The organism is Paenarthrobacter sp. NPDC092416 (genome assembly GCF_044755025.1).
GTDB lineage: Bacteria > Actinomycetota > Actinomycetes > Actinomycetales > Micrococcaceae > Arthrobacter.
The window spans coordinates 24,461-43,972 of the sequence record NZ_JBIVQG010000023.1 but is presented as its reverse complement, the minus strand read 5'-3'; the positions used below and the strand labels follow the sequence as shown (position 1 = coordinate 43,972).

General features: G+C 61.7%; 17 protein-coding genes. 14 read left to right on the top strand and 3 right to left on the bottom strand.

Translation table 11 applies throughout. The features are described 5' to 3' along the window. Positions 1 to 417 (top strand): maleylpyruvate isomerase family mycothiol-dependent enzyme (locus ACIQC5_RS23630; RefSeq protein WP_400287570.1); only part of this gene is annotated, 417 nt, incomplete at its 5' end. A gap of 152 nt (positions 418 to 569) precedes the next feature. Here the strand turns inward: ACIQC5_RS23630 and ACIQC5_RS23625 are convergent. Then, entirely contained in the window at positions 570 to 1,508 is a 939-nt protein-coding gene (locus ACIQC5_RS23625) for a LysR substrate-binding domain-containing protein (protein WP_400287568.1), read from the bottom strand. Positions 1,509 to 1,747: 239 nt separating this feature from the next. Between ACIQC5_RS23625 and ACIQC5_RS23620 the strand changes: the two genes are divergently transcribed. Both ACIQC5_RS23620 and ACIQC5_RS23615 read left to right on the top strand, forming a co-directional pair. After that, positions 1,748 to 2,866: a PrpF domain-containing protein gene (locus ACIQC5_RS23620; protein ID WP_400287566.1), complete on the top strand. Its 1,119-nt coding sequence runs from the start codon at positions 1,748 to 1,750 to the stop codon at positions 2,864 to 2,866. Between the two features lie 12 nt (positions 2,867 to 2,878). Beyond that, positions 2,879 to 4,324 carry an SLC13 family permease gene (locus ACIQC5_RS23615; protein WP_400287564.1) on the top strand — a complete coding sequence of 482 codons (1,446 nt, stop codon included), beginning with the start codon at positions 2,879 to 2,881 and terminating at the stop codon, positions 4,322 to 4,324. Positions 4,325 to 4,810: 486 nt separating this feature from the next. Here ACIQC5_RS23615 and ACIQC5_RS23610 read toward each other — a convergent pair whose 3' ends face one another. Next, positions 4,811 to 5,593: an IclR family transcriptional regulator gene (locus ACIQC5_RS23610; protein WP_400287562.1), complete on the bottom strand. Its 783-nt coding sequence runs from the start codon at positions 5,591 to 5,593 to the stop codon at positions 4,811 to 4,813. A gap of 403 nt (positions 5,594 to 5,996) precedes the next feature. Here ACIQC5_RS23610 and ACIQC5_RS23605 point away from each other — a divergent pair, with 403 nt between their 5' ends. The 8 genes from ACIQC5_RS23605 (at position 5,997) to ACIQC5_RS23570 (ending at position 11,776) form a co-directional block, all read left to right on the top strand. Next, positions 5,997 to 7,370 (top strand): MFS transporter, encoded by a 1,374-nt coding sequence (locus tag ACIQC5_RS23605; RefSeq protein ID WP_400287560.1) that lies wholly within the window; start codon positions 5,997 to 5,999, stop codon positions 7,368 to 7,370. A 41-nt stretch (positions 7,371 to 7,411) separates the two neighbouring features. Beyond that, positions 7,412 to 8,176, top strand: coding sequence for an SDR family NAD(P)-dependent oxidoreductase (locus tag ACIQC5_RS23600; RefSeq protein WP_400287558.1), 765 nt, complete (start codon positions 7,412 to 7,414; stop codon positions 8,174 to 8,176). After that, on the top strand, positions 8,173 to 8,598 hold the full coding sequence (locus ACIQC5_RS23595) for an RbsD/FucU domain-containing protein (RefSeq protein WP_400287556.1): 426 nt from the start codon (positions 8,173 to 8,175) through the stop codon (positions 8,596 to 8,598). Before ACIQC5_RS23600 ends, ACIQC5_RS23595 begins: the two co-directional genes overlap by 4 nt. A 421-nt stretch (positions 8,599 to 9,019) precedes the next feature. Next, positions 9,020 to 9,346 carry a DUF3040 domain-containing protein gene (locus tag ACIQC5_RS23590; protein ID WP_400287555.1) on the top strand — a complete coding sequence of 109 codons (327 nt, stop codon included), beginning with the start codon at positions 9,020 to 9,022 and terminating at the stop codon, positions 9,344 to 9,346. A 48-nt stretch (positions 9,347 to 9,394) separates the two neighbouring features. Next, a complete protein-coding gene (locus tag ACIQC5_RS23585) occupies positions 9,395 to 10,138 on the top strand; it encodes a glucose 1-dehydrogenase (protein WP_400287553.1) in 744 nt (247 codons plus the stop codon). A gap of 19 nt (positions 10,139 to 10,157) precedes the next feature. Continuing rightward, positions 10,158 to 10,445: an SHOCT domain-containing protein gene (locus tag ACIQC5_RS23580; protein ID WP_400287551.1), complete on the top strand. Its 288-nt coding sequence runs from the start codon at positions 10,158 to 10,160 to the stop codon at positions 10,443 to 10,445. A gap of 30 nt (positions 10,446 to 10,475) precedes the next feature. After that, positions 10,476 to 10,916, top strand: coding sequence for a universal stress protein (locus tag ACIQC5_RS23575; protein WP_400287549.1), 441 nt, complete (start codon positions 10,476 to 10,478; stop codon positions 10,914 to 10,916). Between the two features lie 5 nt (positions 10,917 to 10,921). After that, complete coding sequence (locus ACIQC5_RS23570) at positions 10,922 to 11,776, top strand: universal stress protein (RefSeq protein ID WP_400287547.1); 855 nt, start codon at positions 10,922 to 10,924, stop codon at positions 11,774 to 11,776. Positions 11,777 to 11,914: 138 nt separating this feature from the next. Here ACIQC5_RS23570 and ACIQC5_RS23565 read toward each other — a convergent pair whose 3' ends face one another. Further along, the gene (locus tag ACIQC5_RS23565; protein WP_400287545.1) at positions 11,915 to 12,925 is read right to left on the bottom strand and encodes a LacI family DNA-binding transcriptional regulator; all 1,011 of its coding nucleotides are present in this window, start codon (positions 12,923 to 12,925) and stop codon (positions 11,915 to 11,917) included. A gap of 165 nt (positions 12,926 to 13,090) precedes the next feature. Between ACIQC5_RS23565 and ACIQC5_RS23560 the strand changes: the two genes are divergently transcribed. The 3 genes from ACIQC5_RS23560 to ACIQC5_RS23550 form a co-directional block, all read left to right on the top strand. Further along, positions 13,091 to 14,026 carry a dihydrodipicolinate synthase family protein gene (locus ACIQC5_RS23560; RefSeq protein ID WP_400287543.1) on the top strand — a complete coding sequence of 312 codons (936 nt, stop codon included), beginning with the start codon at positions 13,091 to 13,093 and terminating at the stop codon, positions 14,024 to 14,026. 178 nt (positions 14,027 to 14,204) lie between these two features. Then, the gene (locus tag ACIQC5_RS23555) at positions 14,205 to 15,521 is read left to right on the top strand and encodes an Nramp family divalent metal transporter (RefSeq protein ID WP_400287541.1); all 1,317 of its coding nucleotides are present in this window, start codon (positions 14,205 to 14,207) and stop codon (positions 15,519 to 15,521) included. A 1,279-nt stretch (positions 15,522 to 16,800) separates the two neighbouring features. Further along, a partial coding sequence (locus ACIQC5_RS23550) for a carboxypeptidase regulatory-like domain-containing protein (protein ID WP_400287539.1) occupies positions 16,801 to 19,512 on the top strand: 2,712 nt, incomplete at its 3' end.

Below are 19,512 nucleotides of genomic sequence, written 5' to 3'. Positions count from 1 at the left end.
TGGCGCGACCTCCCGGACGCGAACTGGACCAACGAAGTCCGCACCGCCCAAGGCAGGATCGTCCCGGCCTCGGAAACGGTATGGATGCGCACCCGCGAAGTCTGGGTGCACGCCGTGGACCTGGACAACGGAGCCACCTTCAACGACATCCCAGCATCGGTCCTTGAACGGCTCCTCGGAGACATCACCAGCGCATGGAAAACCCGCGGCACGGACGCCGGGCTCCTCATCAACGTCACCGACACTACCGGGAACGACGCCAACCCAACGTTCGGCGACACCAGCTCCACGAACCCGACGATCATCACCGGCCCCCTGCCCGCCGTCGTCGAATGGGCCACCGGCCGCGGCACCACGGGCGTCACAGCAACCGGACCCAACAACAGCCCGGTTCCGTCCGCACCCCAATGGATCTGACCTGGCGCCCATACTTCATTCTTGGATCCGAGCGATGCTAACCGTGACTCTATATAGGCTGCGACCCCGTTCATCCGGCTTTTCGTCCCCATGTCTTCCACGCACCATCCACTTCGCCAGGACATGCGGGCGGCCAAAGATCAGGCACGGCCTCAGAGATAGTCGCTGCTACGTTCACGGGCAATCTCCAGAAGGGTTGAATGGAAAGCTACCTCGGCGGGTGCATACACCTTGTCCTGGCGCTGTGCCAGAAGAACCCGGCGCAGTGGTGCGCCAGCACCGAGGCTGAGGATCCTGACGTCAGGATGCTGCAGGGCCACTGCTGTCTTGGGGACCATCGCCACGCCCATGCCGACGCTGACCATGGCTTGAGCCTCCTGGTAATCGTTGGCTAGAAAACCGATGTTCGGCTCAAAGCCGGCGTCGTGGGCGGATCGTTGAAGTACCTCAACCACAGGGTGGGCCTCCGCGCGGACTATCCACGACTCCTTTCGGAGGTCTTTCATGGACACTTCATCACGATCTGCCAAGGGATGCCCCTTGGCCACGAGGATCACCGTGCTCTCCTGGAAGACTTCCGTGATGCGAATGGATTCGTCGTTGAATCGGTTCCAAGGGTAGTCCCAGAGCAAGCACAGTCCGGTCACTCCGGACTCCAGGTCCGAGACGAGTTCATCGAAGCGGGCGCTCCGCACGGACAGGCCAATCGCCGGGTACCGCTTCTTGAACGCGCGGATCACCAGCGGCAAAAATGAACCGGCCAATGTGGGGAACGTACCCACTGTCAACGAGCCGCGGTTCAAACCGGCGATCTGGCCCAAGTCGGACCGGGCCGCACGCATCTGCCCCACGATCTTTCGTGCGTGTCCTGCCAACACCTGACCGGCCTCAGTGGGAACCACCCCGCGGGATCGGCGATTGAGGAGGGGCTGCCCTACTTCCTGCTCCAACTTTCGCAGCTGCTGGGACACGGCAGAGGGCGAGTACATCATGATGTCAGCCGCGGCCGTAATGGATCCTTGCTCAACCACCTCCACCAGGAGCGCGAGCCGCCGAATATCAAATAAATCCACGTTCTCATCGTTAAGCACCGCTTCACCCTTCCCCGTACTTTGTTCATCATACGCAGCAGCGCGACATTCAGCGCCTGCTGAGGCGTGAAAATCAGGAAGCCAGCAATCTTCAGCCTCACCTTCGTCCCGCCGTAGCACTGAGTGAAGCATCCCTACACTCCCCTTAATATATTCAACATTGTCTTCATTTGTGATCCGCATCATCCTCGTAACAGGCAACAAAAACCTGCAATATGCCACGAGAGGCAGGAAGCACAATGAGGATCGAAGCTGAATGGATGCGCGGAGGCACCAGCAAGTGCTGGGTCTTTGAAACTGAAGACCTGAACAGGGCCAACGCCAATCTGGACGATCTCCTGCCACGACTCTTCGGAAGCCCGGATTCCCGGCAGATCGATGGCGTAGGCGGGGCTACTTCAACCACCAGCAAGGCAATGATCCTTAGCCGCCCGGCGGACCATGATGTGGATGTCGAATTCACTTTCGCCCAGGTGGGCATCGAAGAAGCCTCCGTTGACTGGGGAAGCAACTGCGGCAACTGCTCGGCGGTTGTGGGTCTCTACGCCATCGAGAAAGGGTGGGTAGTTCCTGACGGCGATTCCACCCGGATCGTCACGCGTAACACCAACACGGGTCAGATCATCATTCAGCGGGTTTCAACGCCCGCCGGCGCCCTGCCGATCGTCCCGGACGCACAGATGCCCGGCGTCGTGTTTCCCGGTTACAGAGTGGGGCTCGGCTTCCAGAATCCGGCCGGCAAGACCACTGGACATCTGCTGCCCACCGGCTCGGCAACTGACACGATCATTGCCGGCGGATGCCACTGGACGGTTTCCATGGTGGACGCCGGCGCACCTGTAGTCATGGTGCGGGCTGAGGAACTTGGACTGGACACTGCCCGCTACGACACTTGGACAGCCGGGATTGAACTGCAACTGGACACCCTGGACGTAATACGTCGCCAGGCAGCGGTCCGGATGGGAATGGCAGCGACTCCCGCCCAAGCCGCGCGCGCTGTTCCCAAACTCGCGATAGTCGGCCCTCCTACCGGGCCGGACCCAGACTGCGACGTCAACGTCATGATGCTCTCGATGGGCAAACCGCATCCTGCCTTGGCCATCACCGGCAGCATTGCCCTGACGCTCGCCGCCCGCACGCCCGGCACCGTGCTAAACACCATCGCCGGCAGTACGTCCAAAGCAGTTCTGAAGCTCAGGACGCCTGCCGGTGTCATCGAAACCTGGAGCGAGGAACACGACGGTTCCCTTCTGGTCGGCGTCGACCGAACAGCGCGCACCATCGCCTCCAGCATCATTCACCTCCCGGAGACTCTCGGCAACGCCGTCGAAGCCTCTCTAGCAACAGCCACTCGATGAGGAGACACCACCATGGCTAAGACTATTTTCAAACCAGCTCCCGAGGCTGAGACCGACATCCGGGAAGAATATTCCCAGCGCCCCAACAACCGTCGCCGTATCCTGCTGGTAACTGTTGCCGCTGCCGTCCTCCTGGGTCTGGTTGCCATCCTGTTCGGGGGTGCCATCTTCAACCCGGCGGCTACCCCGGAATCGGAGCCGTCCATGACCGCCACCCAGATCATCCCGCTGGTAATCCTCGTGGTGATGTTCGTCGTGGCCACCAAGTGGCCGTTGAACATCGGTGTCATGGGACTCGTGGCCTCCTTCGGCATCGGCTACTTCATGCTCGGCATGACCGACAAGGAAATCCTGGCCGATTTCCCCGCCAACATCGTGATCACGATCATCGGCGTCACGTACTTCTTCAGCATGGCCCAGCGGAACGGGACCATCGACATCATCGTCCAGAACTGTGTCCGGCTGGTGCGTGGCAAAACGCTGCTACTGCCGTGGGTCTTCTTCCTTCTGGCAGCGTCACTTACAGCATTGGGCACCTTCTCCCCCGCCGCCGTCGCATTGCTGGCCCCCGCCGCCCTTGGACTGGCCTACGAATCACGCATCCACCCCGTTCTCATGGGCGCCTTCATCATCAACGGAGCCCACGCCGGCGGCTTCTCCCCGCTCTCAGTGGCAGGCGTCCTGGTACATGACATCGCGGTGAAGAACGGCTTTCCGATCTCGCAGGGCGCGCTTTTCGGAGCGAGTTTTGCCCTGAATCTGATCCTGTCAGTGCTGACGGTGGTGCTGTTCGCTCTCCTGGGGAAACTTCGCGACGGCGCTGCCGGCCAACACGCCACCCTCGAGACACGTACCAACCGGCCGCATGGCCAGCAGATCCTCACCCTGGCGCTGATTGTCGCCATGCTGGTCTGCGCCTTGGGATTCCACATGCCAATCGGCTTCGTAGCCCTCTCTGCCGGTCTCCTCCTGGCGCTCGTCAACATCAAGGAACACCGAACCTTCATCGGCGGAATCTCCTGGTCCACCGTGCTGCTTGTCGCCGGCATGATCACTTACGTTTCACTGCTCCAGCACGTCGGCGTCATCGATACGCTCGCTGAGCAAGCCTTGGCCCTTGGAGCCCCCCTTCTCATCGCCCTTGTGCTCTGCTACGTCATCGGCGTCGGTTCAGCCTTCGCCTCCTCCACCGCACTTCTGACGGCCTTCATCCCCTTGGCTGGTCCCCTCCTGGCAACGAGTTCACTGAGTGCGTCGGGGACGGTGGCGGCCCTTGCCATCGCCGCAACTGTCGTGGATGTATCGCCCTTCTCCACCGACGGTGCACTGGTGGTGGCCAACGCCCGCGAGGACGACCGCCAGCGCGTTTACAAGCAGCTGATGATGTACGCCGGCGGCGTAGTCCTGGTGGCACCCGCACTTGCCTGGGCCTTGTTAGTGCCAACCGGCATCATGTAAGCCTCACGGCCCGAAAGACTGCCGGCATCATTGATCGGCCGGCGTGGGGATTGCGCCTTGCACACCACCGCAACAGGTAGCCCGAGAGACGGGCGCAAAAGCGCAAAAACTCACGCACCTAGGCAGGGCCGCCACACCGGCGACCCTGCCTAGGGTTTTAACGGTCCGGCCCCGGGGGCGGCCGGATCCACCAGTCGCCTCCAGGCATCCGGGCCAGGTTTGGGGGAATAGACGGCTTCGGCCTGAGTGATGGTCCGCCGGCGAAGCCATACCGGCCACTTGCCGGGAAACGTGTCATCCGGGAGTTGATGAATGACATTGCCGGGGCGGCGCTTTCCGTTAGATGCATGAAAACAGTCTCTGGCGCTGCTTGCCGGGTGATATCGCGATACGAGCAACTTAGCGCGGCCGATCAGTCGTTTGCCGCTCCGGAGACTCCCATGGTGATGAGGCGCAGCCTGTCCGGCGACAGTGGATGCTGCTCGGTCATCCGGTTGCCTTTGCCCATGAGGGTGCGGCCTCAGCCTTAGGCTTCCAGCCAAGCTCCAGTGAAATGGACATGGTTGTCGCGAGAAGGTCAGGAACGCTGCCGCGGAGCTCTTCCAGACCGGTCTTCTCCCGGAACGTTGTAATTGATATAGCGCCGGCTACACGATCTGCGTGATCCCATACCGGTGCCGCTATGCAGTTCGAGACGATGTCGAACTCGCCATCGTCCTCAGCCCATCCTCGAGCGCGTACCGTTTCAAGGCGCTTCACAAATTCGGACCTGGAAGTGATGGAGTTGGGCGTTCTTTGTTCAAAGGTGGCGCTATCCAGGATGGACTCACGACGGGCACCATCAATGAACGCGAGAATGGCCTTGCTGACCCCGGCTGTGTGTATGACGACGAATCCGCCGATTCTTGTGTTCAAGCTGATGGATTGTTCGGGTTCAACTTTGTCGACATAGACAATCCGGTTGGCTTCCGGCACGGCGAACTGAACGGTGTGGCCAAGGTGTTCACTGAGTCGGACAATGTGGGGGTGAACGACTGACCTGAGATCGAACTGTTCCAAAGCCGACTGTGCCAGGCCGGCGAGTCTGAACCCGACGCCGAAGTAGCCACGCTCGTCGGTTCGCACAAACCCCGCTTCGATCATGGTCTGCAGGATCCTGGATGCCGTTGTCCTGTGAACCCCCAGGTCCGCGGCGATATCCTTCAGCGTCCGCGGGCGTTCACTGCAATACTCCAGAATTTGGATTGCCCGGGCTACCGTCTGCGACATGGTTTCTGCTCGATCCTGTGTTTGGTGGTCGGTCGGGTTTGCGGATGATCAGCTGATCAGGCTTCCCAGTTTAGACAGCGGACCAACGCCCGAACCGGGCCGCCAGCCCGGCCTGCCCCTTTGCGCCGCCATGCCGCCGGCCATGTCAGGTTTGTGCCCAAAGAATCCCGCCCTGTCTCCTCCACAAGCCCGAGGTGCAACATGTGCACATGATGTGTACAAATGTACGATTCCGCTCGAGTGACAGTCAATCCGGATTGCCACAGCCAGCCAGAGTGGGCACCCACGTCAGGTGCATCTCTTGCACTACGTGTGCACATGATGCACACTGGTGGCGTATAGGACGAGCCGTAGGATCGCTGGATGATCCGTTGCGGCTTTGAATTAAGCCAAAGGAGTCTTGATGAAGACATTCATTTCAGCCAGGCAGCGCACCGCCCAGCTCACCTTCGGGGAGCTCGGGGACCGGACCCTGGCAAAGGTACGTCGCCGGATCATCCCCGTGATCTGCCTTCTCTACTTCGTCGCATTTTTGGACCGGAACAACGTCGGTTTTGCGAAACTGACAATGAGTGAAGACATCGGCCTGACTGCATCCGCGTATGGTCTTGGTGCCGGTATTTTCTTTATCGGGTATGCCCTGTTTGAAGTTCCGAGTAATGGCGGCATGTACAGGTTCGGGGCGAGGAAGTGGATCGCCCGGATCCTCATCAGCTGGGGCATTTGCGCCACCGCCATGGCGCTGGTCAACGGTGAGACGACCTTTTACGTCATCCGTTTCCTGCTCGGCGCCGCCGAAGCCGGATTCTTTCCCGCCGTTGTCTTCTACCTCACCCTGTGGTTCCCCGCAGCTCAGAGGGTCACCGTCCTCGGACTGTTCATCCTGGCCCAGCCCATCTCCAACGCCATCGGCGCCCCACTTTCGGGGCTGCTCCTGACTCTGGACGGGATGCTGGGCCTTCACGGATGGCAGTGGCTCTACATCATTGAAGGCATCCCCGCCATCATTCTGGGGTTCATGGCGCCGCGGCTGCTGACCGACCGCCCGGAAGATGCCCACTGGCTGAAAGCAGACGAACGCAACTGGTTGAGCACGACCATGGCCAACGAACTGGCGGAGAAGCAGCGCGGCGGTGCACACAGTTTCCTGGACGGATTGAAAGACCGCCGGGCCCTTGTGTACGCGTTCCTGAACTTTGGAATGGTTTGCGGTATCTACGGCTTTGGTTTGTGGCTCCCCACTGTGGTGGCCGGACTGGGCAAGCTCGATCCCGCCCAAGTGGGCTTCATCGTCGTCATTCCCTACGCGGCTTCAGCGTTGTTCGTCTTTTACTGGAGCCGCCGCTCGGACCGGACCGGCAAACGCGCTGCCCACGCCAGCATCAGCATGCTCATCGCAGCGTTCGGGCTGACCGGGGCCGCCGTTCTCCTCCCGGTCAACCCTGTCGCAGCACTGGCCTTCCTCACGATCGCGGCCATGGGCGTGTTCTCCGCTACGGCGCCCCTGCTCTCCATGCCATCAGCCGCATTGGGCGGCGCCGCTGCAGCTGCGGGACTGGCTCTGGTGAACTCCATCGGGAACGTCGGAGGATTCGTAGCACCTTACGCCGTCGGGCTGCTCAACGACGCAACACACAGCAACCTTGCCGGACTGCTCTTCCTGGCAGGCTGCCTGGTGATTACAGCCATCGCCACGTTCCTCTACGCACGGAACCGGCCCGAAGGCACTGCCACTCCCAGCGCCGTCGCTGCAGCCGAACTCGCAAAAACCAATTAGTCGCGCAGCCGGAGAACCGGCTGGCAGGAAAGGAACAATTCATGATGTTTGAACAGTCACTGCGCGGAAAGACCGCTCTCATAACAGGAGGAGGCACCGGCATCGGTCAAGGCATCGCCCTCACCCTCGCCAAGGCCGGAGCCAGAATCGCCATCACCTACAACAACCACAAACCCGATCAGGATTTCGCCGATGACGTGGAACGCCACTCCGGGCACCCGCTGACCGCCCTGCAGCTGGACGCGACCATTGAAACGGAAGTCCAGAGGACTATCGAGGCCCTCGGCCGCGACTTCGGACGGCTGGACATTCTCGTCAACAACGTCGGCGGGCTCATCCAGCGCTCTGCCATCGGCGACATGGATTTCAAACTCTGGAAGCAGGTTCTGGCCGTTAATCTGGACAGCACCTTCCTCATTACCCACTTCGCCCTGCCGCTGATCAACGGCGGCGGCCGCATCATGAATGTCGCCTCGCTTGCAGGACGCAACGGCGGACACGCTGGGGCGACAGCCTACGCCACGGCCAAAGCTGCGATCTTTGGCTTCACCCGCGGGCTTTCAAAGGAACTGGCATCATCCGGTATCACCGTCAATGCCCTGGCCCCCGGATTCATCGAAGCTACACCCTTCCATGACACCTTCACCACCGCGGAATCCAAAGCCGCAACTGTCGAGACCATCCCGCTCGGAAGGGCCGGAGTTCCCGAAGACGTCGCAGGTGCGGCGTTGTGGCTGGCGTCCGAGCACGCGCGATTCGTCACGGGCACCGTCGTCGACATCAACGGCGGGCAGTACTTCGCATGATCACCGGGCAACTGACACATCCTCGCATCCTCTCCGCCCTGGCGGCAGCCGGCCACGGTGCTACCGTTCTCATCACAGACGGACACTATTCAGCCGCGACAGCAGTCGGACCAAACGCAGAAACCGTCTACCTGAACCTGCAGGCAGACTTTCCAACAGTGCCCCAAGTCCTGGCTGTCGTTCTCGGCGCCGTCCACATCGAAAAACTCACGCGGATCACGCCCTCCGACGACGCAATTCCGTGCCTCGTTCATGACGAAATCGATGACCTAGTGCCCGAAACCGCCGAAACGGAGTTCGTTGAGCGGTTCGAATTCTATGACCTCGCCAAGTCACAGAATCTTGCCTTGTGCATCGTGACGGGCGATTCACGACGGTTCGCGAACGCACTACTGACCGTGGGCGTACTCCAAAAGGGCTAAGAAAGCGCGGAGTGCACGTTGAACGTCAGAACGTTTCTCCGTTCGGGCATGCACCAACACTTTCCAGGCTCCCCCGTCGTCTTGCAGTAACGAGCGACCTGTGACCGCGCCGGTCACAGGTCGTCGCTGCTGTGACCGGCGCGTGTATTTCGATGAAGTCGGGTCCATCTGGCTGCCCGGTGGGCGTTGCGTCCGGCATCGCAAAACGGTCCCACAGCGGGACCCGGCGCCAAAGGACCACGGCGCCCGCGCTCCGCGCTATCGGCGCGGCGGACATCGCGGAGGGACTTTGGTGACTTTCGGCCCTGTTGGAGCACTTTCGCGGGCACCATGCTTGAAGCACGGCACGGAACTCCGCAAGGGCTCCGCCGCCTCGAATTACCAGCAACGAAAGACCCGGCCCCTCGATGAGGAGGAAACGATGGCCCTCACCGATCACGAGAAGCGCCAGCTGGAGCTGCTCGCCGACCAGCTGCTGCGTGAAGATCCACGCCTGGCCGCAAAGTTGCGCAGCGGACCGGCTGAATCCGTGCGCCCTGCTCACCGTGCGGCTGGAGCATTCACCCTCCTGGTGGGAGCGTTCGTCCTCCTGGCAGGAATTGCCGCCCAGGCAACACCTCTGGGCCTCGTGGGCTTCATCATCATGGCGTCCGGAGCGTACCTGATCTTTGCCCGGACCAGCCTGCGGTTGAAGCGCCGGCCTGCTGCACCGTCCACGGAGCAGCGCGGTCCAACGGAGTCCCGCTGAAGACTCCCTGATCACCTACCCAACATCTCCCCGGCAAAGGAACGATCCATGGAACGCGTTATCGACAAAGTCGCCCTCGTCACCGGCGCGGCCCGGGGCATTGGCGCCGCCGTTGCCTCCCGGCTGCACGGAGAAGGAGCACGCGTCGTGCTGGCCGACGTCCTGGACGACGAAGGCAAGGACACAGCGGAGCGCATCGGCCCAGGCGCACTCTATGTCCACTTGGACGTGACCTCGCCGCAGGACTGGGACGTCGCCGTCGCCGCTGCACTCGATACCTTCGGCGGACTCAACGTGCTGGTGAACAACGCCGGAATCGCGAACTTCGCGCCCATCGAGGACTACACCCTGGAGCAATGGAACACTGTGATCGGGGTCAACCTGACCGGTACCTTCAACGGAATCAAAGCTGCGATCCCGGCGATGAAGCAAGCGAAAGGCGCCTCGATCATCAACGTCTCCTCGATCGCCGGCTTGCGCGGTTACGAACAGATCCCCGGATATACCGCCTCCAAGTTCGGAGTCCGCGGCCTCACCAAGAGCGCGGCCTTGGACCTCGGCCGCCACGGGATCCGGGTCAATTCAGTGCATCCCGGCGTCATCTCTACTCCCATGACCGCGGGGATGGACCTGGACATGAGCCATGTGGCCATTCCCCGCATGGGCCATCCCGGCGAAGTCGCGGACCTGGTCCTCTACCTCGCTTCAGACGAATCCTCCTTTGTCACCGGAGCGGAATTCGTGATCGACGGCGGCGACACGGCCGGTACCGTCACCCCCGTTGACAGCTGACTCGCTGAAAGGACCTGCCATGTATTGGAACACGGAAATGGGCGGCTGGGGGTATCTGCTGATGGCGGTGACCATGCTGTTGTTCTGGGGGACGCTGATCGCCGCCATCGTCCTCTTTGCCCGGTCCCTCTCAGGGCAGCGTCCGTCCGGGCCCGAGGACCACCACGGACTTCCGGGGGCCGCTTTTCCGACGGCGGTCGTGCGCCCGGCCGAAGGTATCCTGGCCGAACGCTTCGCGCGGGGAGAGATTAGCGCCGAAGAGTACAAGCAGTCCCTCTCGGTCCTGCGGGGCCGCCCGCAGACGTAACCGCCACGGCACCGACAGCCAGGAGGAACCATGGAAAGCAACAGCAGCGGCAGGATCGTCGTGGGCGTGGACGGATCTGAGGCTTCCGTCGAGGCGCTCCGCCAGGCACAGCAGCTCGCGGGGCCCTTGGGCCTGCGAGTCGAAGCCTCCGCCTTTTGGGACTATCCGCAGGTTTACGCCGGGTACGTTGCTATGGGCATTGAAGGCTTTGAGGAGGCCGCCGGAAACACCCTCCGCGAGACGGTCGAAAAGGCCTTTGGTCCGGAGCTGCCGCACAACGTTGTTGCCCGTCTGGTCCGCGGACACCCCCGGACGATGCTTATTGAAGCCAGCAAGAATGCGGACATGATCGTGGTGGGCCGCCGCGGGCATGGCGGCTTCGGGGGATTGCTGCTTGGCTCGGTGAGCTCGGCCGTTGTAGCCCACGCCCACTGCCCGATACTCGTCGTTCACGCGCCGGAGAAAGGGTGACCGCCATGGGGACAATCGTCACAGCCTACGACGCATCACCGGAGGCAGCCACGGCCGTGCGCTGGGCCGCGCGGCAGGCGTCGCTGCGGAACGACAAGCTCACCGTGGTTCACTGCTCCATATGGCCTGCCTTCACGCATGACCTCGGCCCCGTTCCCGGCATCGCAGACAGCGGCCTACGGCATGCGGCCGAAGCCGTCCTGGCAGAAGGCGCGGACATCGCCCGCGAAGAATCCCCCGATGTCCCGGTAACCACCGTGCTGAAATACGGCTGGGCCGCCGGGCTGCTGCGCGATGTCGCCGGCGGGTCCGACGCCGCCATGCTCGTCGTGGGCAGCCGTGGAATCGGCGGGTTCATGGGCCTTCTGGTCGGTTCGGTGAGCCTTGAACTGGCCGCCACGGCGGACTGCCCCGTGGCGGTCATCCGCGAGGCAGCCCACCCGGACGGGCCCGTCGTCGTCGGTATCGACACCGCGCTCCCGCACTGGGAACCGATTGTCCGGCAGGCCTGCACCTTGGCGACGCTGACAGGGGCGTCCCTGGAGATTGTGCACGTCCACGCCAAACACGGCGGAAGGCGCCACCTCACACCACCCATGCCGCACCGCCCCGAGGAAGTGCTCGACGACGTCGAGCGCACCGTGCGCCGCTGGTCACCCGTGATCGACGTACGGACGCACACGCTCACCGGAACATCGACGAGCGGAACTCTGCTGGACGCCGCGCGCGATGCGTCGGCGATAGTCGTCGGCGCCCACGGCACCGGCGTGGTGCGCGGAAGCATGGGCTCGACTGCGCATGCGGTGCTGCACCACGCCCTATGCCCGGTGGTGGTTGTCCGCCCGGCGGGAGAGTCCTAGGACGCAGGCCCCGTTTGCGTAGCCATGGGTTTATACAGGGCAAGCTCGAACGCTATAACGGCGAAGAGGGGTTTCAGCGCCTGCTGAAAAGTGGGCTATGCGCATGCACGTCCCCGTTCCGTGGTGACTTCCGGTGGACTAGTGCTTGGGTGGTCCGCTGGATTGGCGTGGAATGAGGGTCGGCATGGAGCGCCGAATGAGTGGCTCCTTCCCGGGGTTGACGATGAGGTCGACGGCGGTGGCGGCGATTTGGTCCAATGGAACGTGGACCGAGCTTAGGGGTGTGGGCAACCGCGCCGAAAGGGGTGTGTCGTTATACCCGACTAGAGCGAGGTCCTCCGGGATGGTGATGCCGTTGCGATGGGCTGCAGCCATAACACCCATGGCGATGTTGTCATTCGCCGCGAAGATCGCTGTAGGTCGGTGGCCGGCGCCGAGGATTGCATCACCGGCGGTGTAGCCGTTTTCGATGCCGTAGCCCGCTGCAATAAGCCACTTGTCGGGTGCGTTGATGCCGGCTTCTTCCATGGCTCTCCGGGCCCCGGCCAGACGGGCCTTCCCGGAGGATGTAAAGTCAGGGCCGGTGAGGACGGCGATGTCCCGGTGGCCGAGATCGATGAGGTGGCGCACGGCCAGGTAGCCGCCCACTTCGTCATCCCCGATCGCTGATGGGCTGATGCCGTCGGTACGCAGTACCAGTGCATGTGCTACCCGGCGTTCACGCAGGAGCAGGGGAAGTTTGTCGTCGAGCCGGGCCGTTGCCAGTATCAATCCGTCTACGTTGCGGTCGAGCAGGGTTTCAGCTCCGCGGCGTTCCTCGTCAGGGTCATCTCCGCTGGTGGCGACCATGGCGAAGTAGCCACGGGAGGAGGCAGCCTTTTCGAGTTCTTCAAACATCAGGGCCATGACGGTGTCGCTCAGGCGAGGGACAAGGACGCCCAAGGTCCGGGTCTCGCCGCGGCGAAGGCTTGAGGCGAAAGAGTTCCTCCGGTACCCGAGTTCCTCGGCGACTCTCCGGACGTTCGCTGCGGCCGCGGACCGGGAGATGGTCCGCTCATCGAGGGCGCGGCTGGCAGTGGAGATGCTCACGCCACTGGCTGCTGCAACGTCCTTCAGTGTGACAACGTTGCCGGTGGCGTCCGGTTCCATGGGGGTTCTCCTAGTCGGCAGAGGTGTTACAGACACTCTAAACCTCCTGTCTTGCAAACGTTCTCTTGACAGTGAGCTGTGACACGTGCAAACTTGAAAACGTTCCCGCAAACGTTCTCACGAATGCGGAACTGCCAACATCAATGAAGACAAGAGGTAGCTGTAATGACACTCGATCTCCGCGGACTCAGCCCCGCACCTGTAACCCCTTTCACCGAAGACGGCGCTGTCGACTTCGCTGCGATCCAGCGCCTGGGTTCGTGGCTGGGATCGATTGACGGCGTGAAAAGCCTCGTCGTCCTGGGACACGCCGGCGAAGGCACGTTCCTTACCGAAGAGGAGCAACTGGACGTCATCCGCGCCTTCGTGGCATCGACCGACGGCCGCGTCCCGGTGGTGGCCGGCATCACGAAGGAGGGCAACAAGACCGCCGCTCTCGAAGCAAAGAAGGCTGTCGAAGCCGGCGCGTCTGCAGGTCTGGTCTACCCTTCACATGGGTGGTTGCGCTTCGGATACCAGAACGGTGCTCCCCAGTCGCGCTATAAGGAAATCTATGAAGAGTCCGGCCTGCCGCTGATCCTCTTCCAGTACCCGGATAACACCAAGGCCACCTACGATCTGGACACCCAACTGGAGATCGCGGGCCAGGAAGGCGTGTTCGCCACGAAGAACGGTGTCCGCAATATGCGCCGGTGGTACACCGAGATCCCGGCGCTGCGCGCCGCGTACCCCGAGTTGCAGGTACTCTCCTGCCACGACGAATACCTGCTGCCGACGATGTTCGACGTCGACGGTCTGCTCGTCGGCTACGGCAACATCGCCCCCGAACTGCTCATCGAACTGATCGAGGCCGGCAAGGCGCAGGATTACCCGCGCGCCCACGCCATCCACGAGCGGCTCCTTCCGGTGACCAGGAACGTCTACCACCGCGGGTCCCACATGGAGGGCACCGTCGCCTTGAAGTGGGGTCTGGTGAACAGGGGCATTCTGGATCACGCCACCGTGCGCACCCCGCTCCTGCCCCTGCCCGAGGGCGCCGATGCAGAAATCGCGGAAGCCTTCGCCGCAGCAAACATCGGCAAGGTCACAGCCAACGTCTGACGCCCACAGGGTGCGTGCAGGGGAATTTGAACTGCACGCACCCTGGTTCCACCACCGCCCACGTTGATACGCGGGCAATCGGCCACTTCGGTGGGCCGCCCACCCGACATTGAGGTCGGGATTAATGAAGTCAAAGAAGACTGAGCGGGAGAATAGTCCCGTGGAAGGAGGGCGCGCCGTGATTGAGCATACGAAGACGCCTAGCACCTCGCGTACCCCGGGCGCCGGCTTGGGGCATCTACCCCCCAGCAGTGTCCGGACCGGTGCCGAGACCCGAAAGACCCGCCGATCCTTCTGGGGCCAACTTGCCCTGATCGGCCCCGCCTTCGTCGCCGGCGCCTGGCAGTTCGGACCCGGTAACCTTGCCACCGCCGTCCAGGCTGGCAGCGGCTACCAATACACCCTGATCTGGGTGATCGTCGTTTCCACCATCCTGATGATTTTCCTGACCGACATGAGCGTGCGCCTGGGCATCAAGTCACCCGTGTCATTAATCCAGTCAATCAAAGACCACCTCGGCAAAAAGGTCGGGGTGATCGCCGGCATCGGCGTCTTCCTGGTCACCTTGTGCTTCTCGGTCGGCAACGCCGTCGGCCTCGGCCTCGGCGCGTCAATGCTCCTTGGCGGATCGCCGGTGATGTGGACCATCATCGGTACCGCCATGGTGGCCACCATCCTGCTGTTCCGCAATGTCTACCGGGTCATAGAGAAGGTTCTGGTGGTGATGGTCGGCATCATGGCGATTGCTTTCGTCACATCGGCCTTCATCGCGAACCCTGACTGGGCCGCGGCAGCTTCCGGTTTGATTCCCCGCGTTCCCGGCGATGCCTGGTTGCTGGTCATCGCTCTGGTCGGCACCAATTTTTCCGTGAACGCCGCCTTCTACACCTCCTACGGCACCAAAGAGCGCGCACGCAGCGAGGCAGACTACCGCGACATCACCATGGTGGATACGATTCCGGGAATCGTTGCCCCCGGCATCATGACCTCCCTCGTGATCGTCGTGGCTGCCTCCGTACTCGGTGCCACGGGCCAGGCAGCCGCAACCATGGGCCAGCTCGGCAGCATCTTCGAACCCCTCGCCGGCCCAATCGGCACCGCGATCTTCGCCATCGGGTTCACCGGCGCCGCTTTCTCCGCCATGACCGCCAACTGCACCGCAGGAGGCACTATGCTCTCCGATGCGCTCAACCGGCGCGGCACCAAAGGCATCACTTCCGGCACACAGAAACTGATCAGCGCCATCATCCTCGCGTTCGGCCTCACCATCACCGTCATCTTCCAGACCTCACCGGTGCAGGTCATCGTCATTGCCCAAGCGCTGACAATCCTGGTCGCACCCCTGCTGGCCACGCTGATCGTAGTCATGGCGAACCGCCGCGAACTGATGGGTTCGCTACGCAACAAGTGGTGGCAAAACCTGCTGGGCGTGGTGGGCCTCCTCGCAGTACTCGCCCTATCCATCCGACTAATCCTCAACTTCATGGCAGGCTAACCCGCTCAGTGATCAGGGCGCGAAGTTTCTCGCACCGCTCGCACCGAGCAAAACGCCAAGCCGCTCGCTTCGCGCGATGCGCGAGGTCCTTTGCCCGATACACTGACCGACCAAGCACGGCACACAAGATAGTGCCCCCACCGAAAACGGTGGGGGCACTACTCGTAGCCTCGAAAACCGGCATCTGCCGGACCGCTGTCCGGGAGGCAACCCGGCAGGCACATGAGCTTAGGACAACCATGCTTGACGGTGGCGACTACCCCACGAGGAAGACTCTGCTGGTAACCCTACGGCAGGTTGTCGAAGCCGATACCTGAGATCATGGGATGAGCGAAGTTGTTCGGCCCATATCCCAGACCAGCGGATCGCTGATGCAGTTTTCCGTGTCATCGAGATGGCGGAAAACCAGTCTCGGAATTACGGCGGATTCTGGCGGGGAGGAGATGACTTGCCTCCAACTGGATGGATCAAGAAGAACGCTTCCACTACAGGTCCGGTGTCAACCTGGAATGAATCATTCTGATCAGCGATCGTCTGGAAATTACATCCGGCACCTCGTCGCCTTAACTACTCCAATCACCACATCACTTCCGGAAGGAAGGTCCCCGTGGGCGAGCGGTGGGTGTGCACAGTCAGGCCCGGCGCGGTGGTGCGCTGGGTGGACTCTTAGTTATCAACGGTGAATGGTCTATCCCGTGACGGGCATGATGGAAGCATTGGCAAACTTTTCCATGCACTTCGCAGACTGACATCTGCTTTTGTCTCACCGCAGTTTTGGTGCTCCTGGACCTTGGCAGTATCCAGACGGACTACAGCCTGTTTGCAGGGAAGTACGACGTCAAGGACTTGTCGGACTCAAATGTGATGTAGGCCAGCTAGTCATCGGCTGCCAGCGATCAGCTCCCTGCTCGATCAAAGGCATTCGCGCCTACCGTGTGCACCCAAAAAGATGGCACTGGTCAGCGGCCTGCGCAATGGCTGCCAAATCCTCCGAGACGCTGAGTCGATAAGGGCGCATATATCGGCAAGCCAACAGACCTGCCCACTTGAGTTACGGCACCGGGACTCGACCGACCGGAGGAATCGCTTGCCGCGCGAAACGCACACTCGACTTCGCAGAAGCCAATGGAATTTTTGTCATTTCGGCCCGTACCCGCTGTTCACGTGAGAAGCTTTGCAACGAGAACTAAATCGCGTTTTTGTGAATCGCAAGGCCGGGCCGTAAGGACTGATTTGGGGGTATGGGGTGCGTTCTCGACGTGGGATCTGGAAGGGTGTAATGGCCCTCGTTTGTCTTTCACTACTGACAACTGGTTGGGTAACGCCAGTTGCCCCGGCTGCGGCGAAATCGGCACCACTGCCGTTTGAGCCGCCCCTGGTCGAAAAGTGCGCAGACCTGCTCTTGATTACGGTTCGCGGCTCCGGTGAGACGCTGGGCAATTCCAAGGTAAACGCCATGGAGACGCAGTTCAAGAACACCATTGGAACGCAACGCACAATAGAAACCGAGCAGCTGTGGTACCCCGCGGAGCCCATGTCGACGCTGGGGGCGGACGTGGCGGACGCCTTTTCGACCTCGGGTTCGGACTGGGAGTACTTCGAAAGCGTGAACAGTGGCTGGTTGCAGTTGGCCGACAAGCTGGGTACGGCAGCGATCTCATGCCCGAACCAGAAGTGGGCCTTGTTTGGGTATTCCCAAGGAGCGCTGGTCATCTCCCAGGCCGTGGCAAACTATGCCGACCCGAAAAAGTACGCCGGTGTTGTTCTGCTGGCCAACCCTGCCCGGATTCCGGCTGATGCTCAAGTGAATCTCGGCTCTGCAACAGCCGGGAAGGGCCTGATTTCAGCATTCGGGCTCGCCTACACCGCCTATCCGGCAAGCCTGAGCGCTGTCACCACGGACTTTTGCGATTCAACCGATCTTGTTTGCGATACTGTACGGCTACTCGGCTCCTGGCTGGGGACGATTTTTGATACGGGACCGACTCCCACTCTGACGGCCGCAATCGACCAGGGCGCGGCCATCCACAGCGCCTACACAGCCGACCGGATCTCCGCCGCGGTAACGAAGGTCACCACGAGGGCGCTGGCCATGACTATTCCTGTCCAAAGCACAGTTACGAAGACTGTTTGTTCGGTTGGCGGCTATTTCCAAGGGACGCTATGGGTGAAGCCCCTGAATCCGACGGGAGTGAACGCCGAGCGCTGGCGGCTGCGGAAACCCTACGCTCCAACAGGTGCCACCGTTTACGACGCCGGGTTTACCTTCCCCGACGGCCGAGAGTTCGGCATCGCTGACGACGGAAGTTATGCGGGTAAACTCGCCGCCGGAACGTACGAGATTCCGCTTCGGGTCTACTCCCTGGCCGGCACGGAACGCCCGGTCACGCTCCGGATCATCGTCGCGTCCGGCACGGCATGCGGCGGCATCGAAGGCACAGTCACCGGGCTGAGCCTATACTCCGACCTCGGCCGACTCAAAGGAATCACGGTCAACCTCTACAGTCTGATCACGGACACGTACGGAGCCCGAACCCAAAAGCTTCGGCGCACTCAGCTCACAGATGGCAATGGCTACTACGGATTCGGTGGACTTCCTGCCGGTCAGTACGTCCTCTACTTCGATGACGGTTCCATAGCCGGGACCGGAGGAGAGGCCGTTGACTACTTCGACCAGTACTACACGTCCTGGCCCACCCGGAATGACTCGGACCGGCTCACCAATGCCAAGGCTTTCACCGTGGAGAGCTCGGGCCAGATGCTGAAAGTTGACCAGGAGCTCGAACGCGCCTTCAAAGTGTCGATTTTCTTTTACGACAAAGTAACCGGACGACCAGTGCAAGGCGTGTCCGTCAGCGACCATGACACCTGGAGGGCCGAGAGCGGAGCCGATGGCTGGGCAACCAGTCCTGCCCGAGTCAGCTTCGACAGGAAATGCATGTCCATGTACGACTTTCAAAACCGTTATGTTGAAAGAGCCGATTTCTACGGATGGTGGTTCGGTAGCGGCATTGCCATGTATCCGGCCAGCTCTATTTCGGGCACGGTCACGGACACAGCGGGTAAGCCGATTGCCGGTGCCATGGTCTACATGTCGCGCAACGACCCTGCCGGCACGGACTGGGGCGGTGGTTTCGGATGTATGGAGAACCTCGGACAACGTGAATCCGACTGGACGCTCACATCATCCACGGGCACTTACAGTTTCCCAGGCTTGTTCGGTGGCGACGGGTACACTCTCACAGCCTCGGCTGAAGGATACGAGGCGTCGACCCTCCCGGTTTTCTCCGTGAAAGGCGAAAACAACGGTGGCGCCTCGGCCTCCAAATCGTTTACCTTGGCCCCGAACCCGCCAGCACAACCCAAGAGCGTCACCGCGGCAGCAGTGACATTCCTGGACAAAGACGGTACGGCGCAGGATAGCTACACCATCCCCAAAGTCGAAGGAGTCGATTACTTCATTGGCTCCATCATCACCTCTCCCGGTATGTACCCCGGCGTCGGGACCGTCACGGTCGTGGCCAAGGCCCGCCCCGGGTTTGTGTTGGCTTCCGGAAGTACCAGCCAGTGGAGCACAACCTTCAAGAGCGGCCCCATCGAAGTAGTCCCCGCCCCCGTCATCTTCGCTGACAGGGACGGCACGTCCCAGGATACCTACACCATCCCGTCCACCACAGGAGTGGATTATCTGATCGGATTGACGGTCAAAGCAGCCGGAACCTACCCCGGTGCCGGCACCATCAGCATCACAGCAAAAGCACGGCCGGGCTACCGACTTGCCTCGGACGCCCCCGCCCAGTGGAGCACCACCTTCACCAACCAATCCAAAAGGTCCGTCGATTTCAGCGGCGACAGTAAGGTCGATGTGATGTCCCGGGACGGTGCCGGCGGCCTGTGGCTCTACCCCGGCAACGGCACCGGTGGATGGCTGACACCCCGACAGATCGGCACGGGCTGGAACACCATGACCACAATCCTGGGCCCCGGCGAC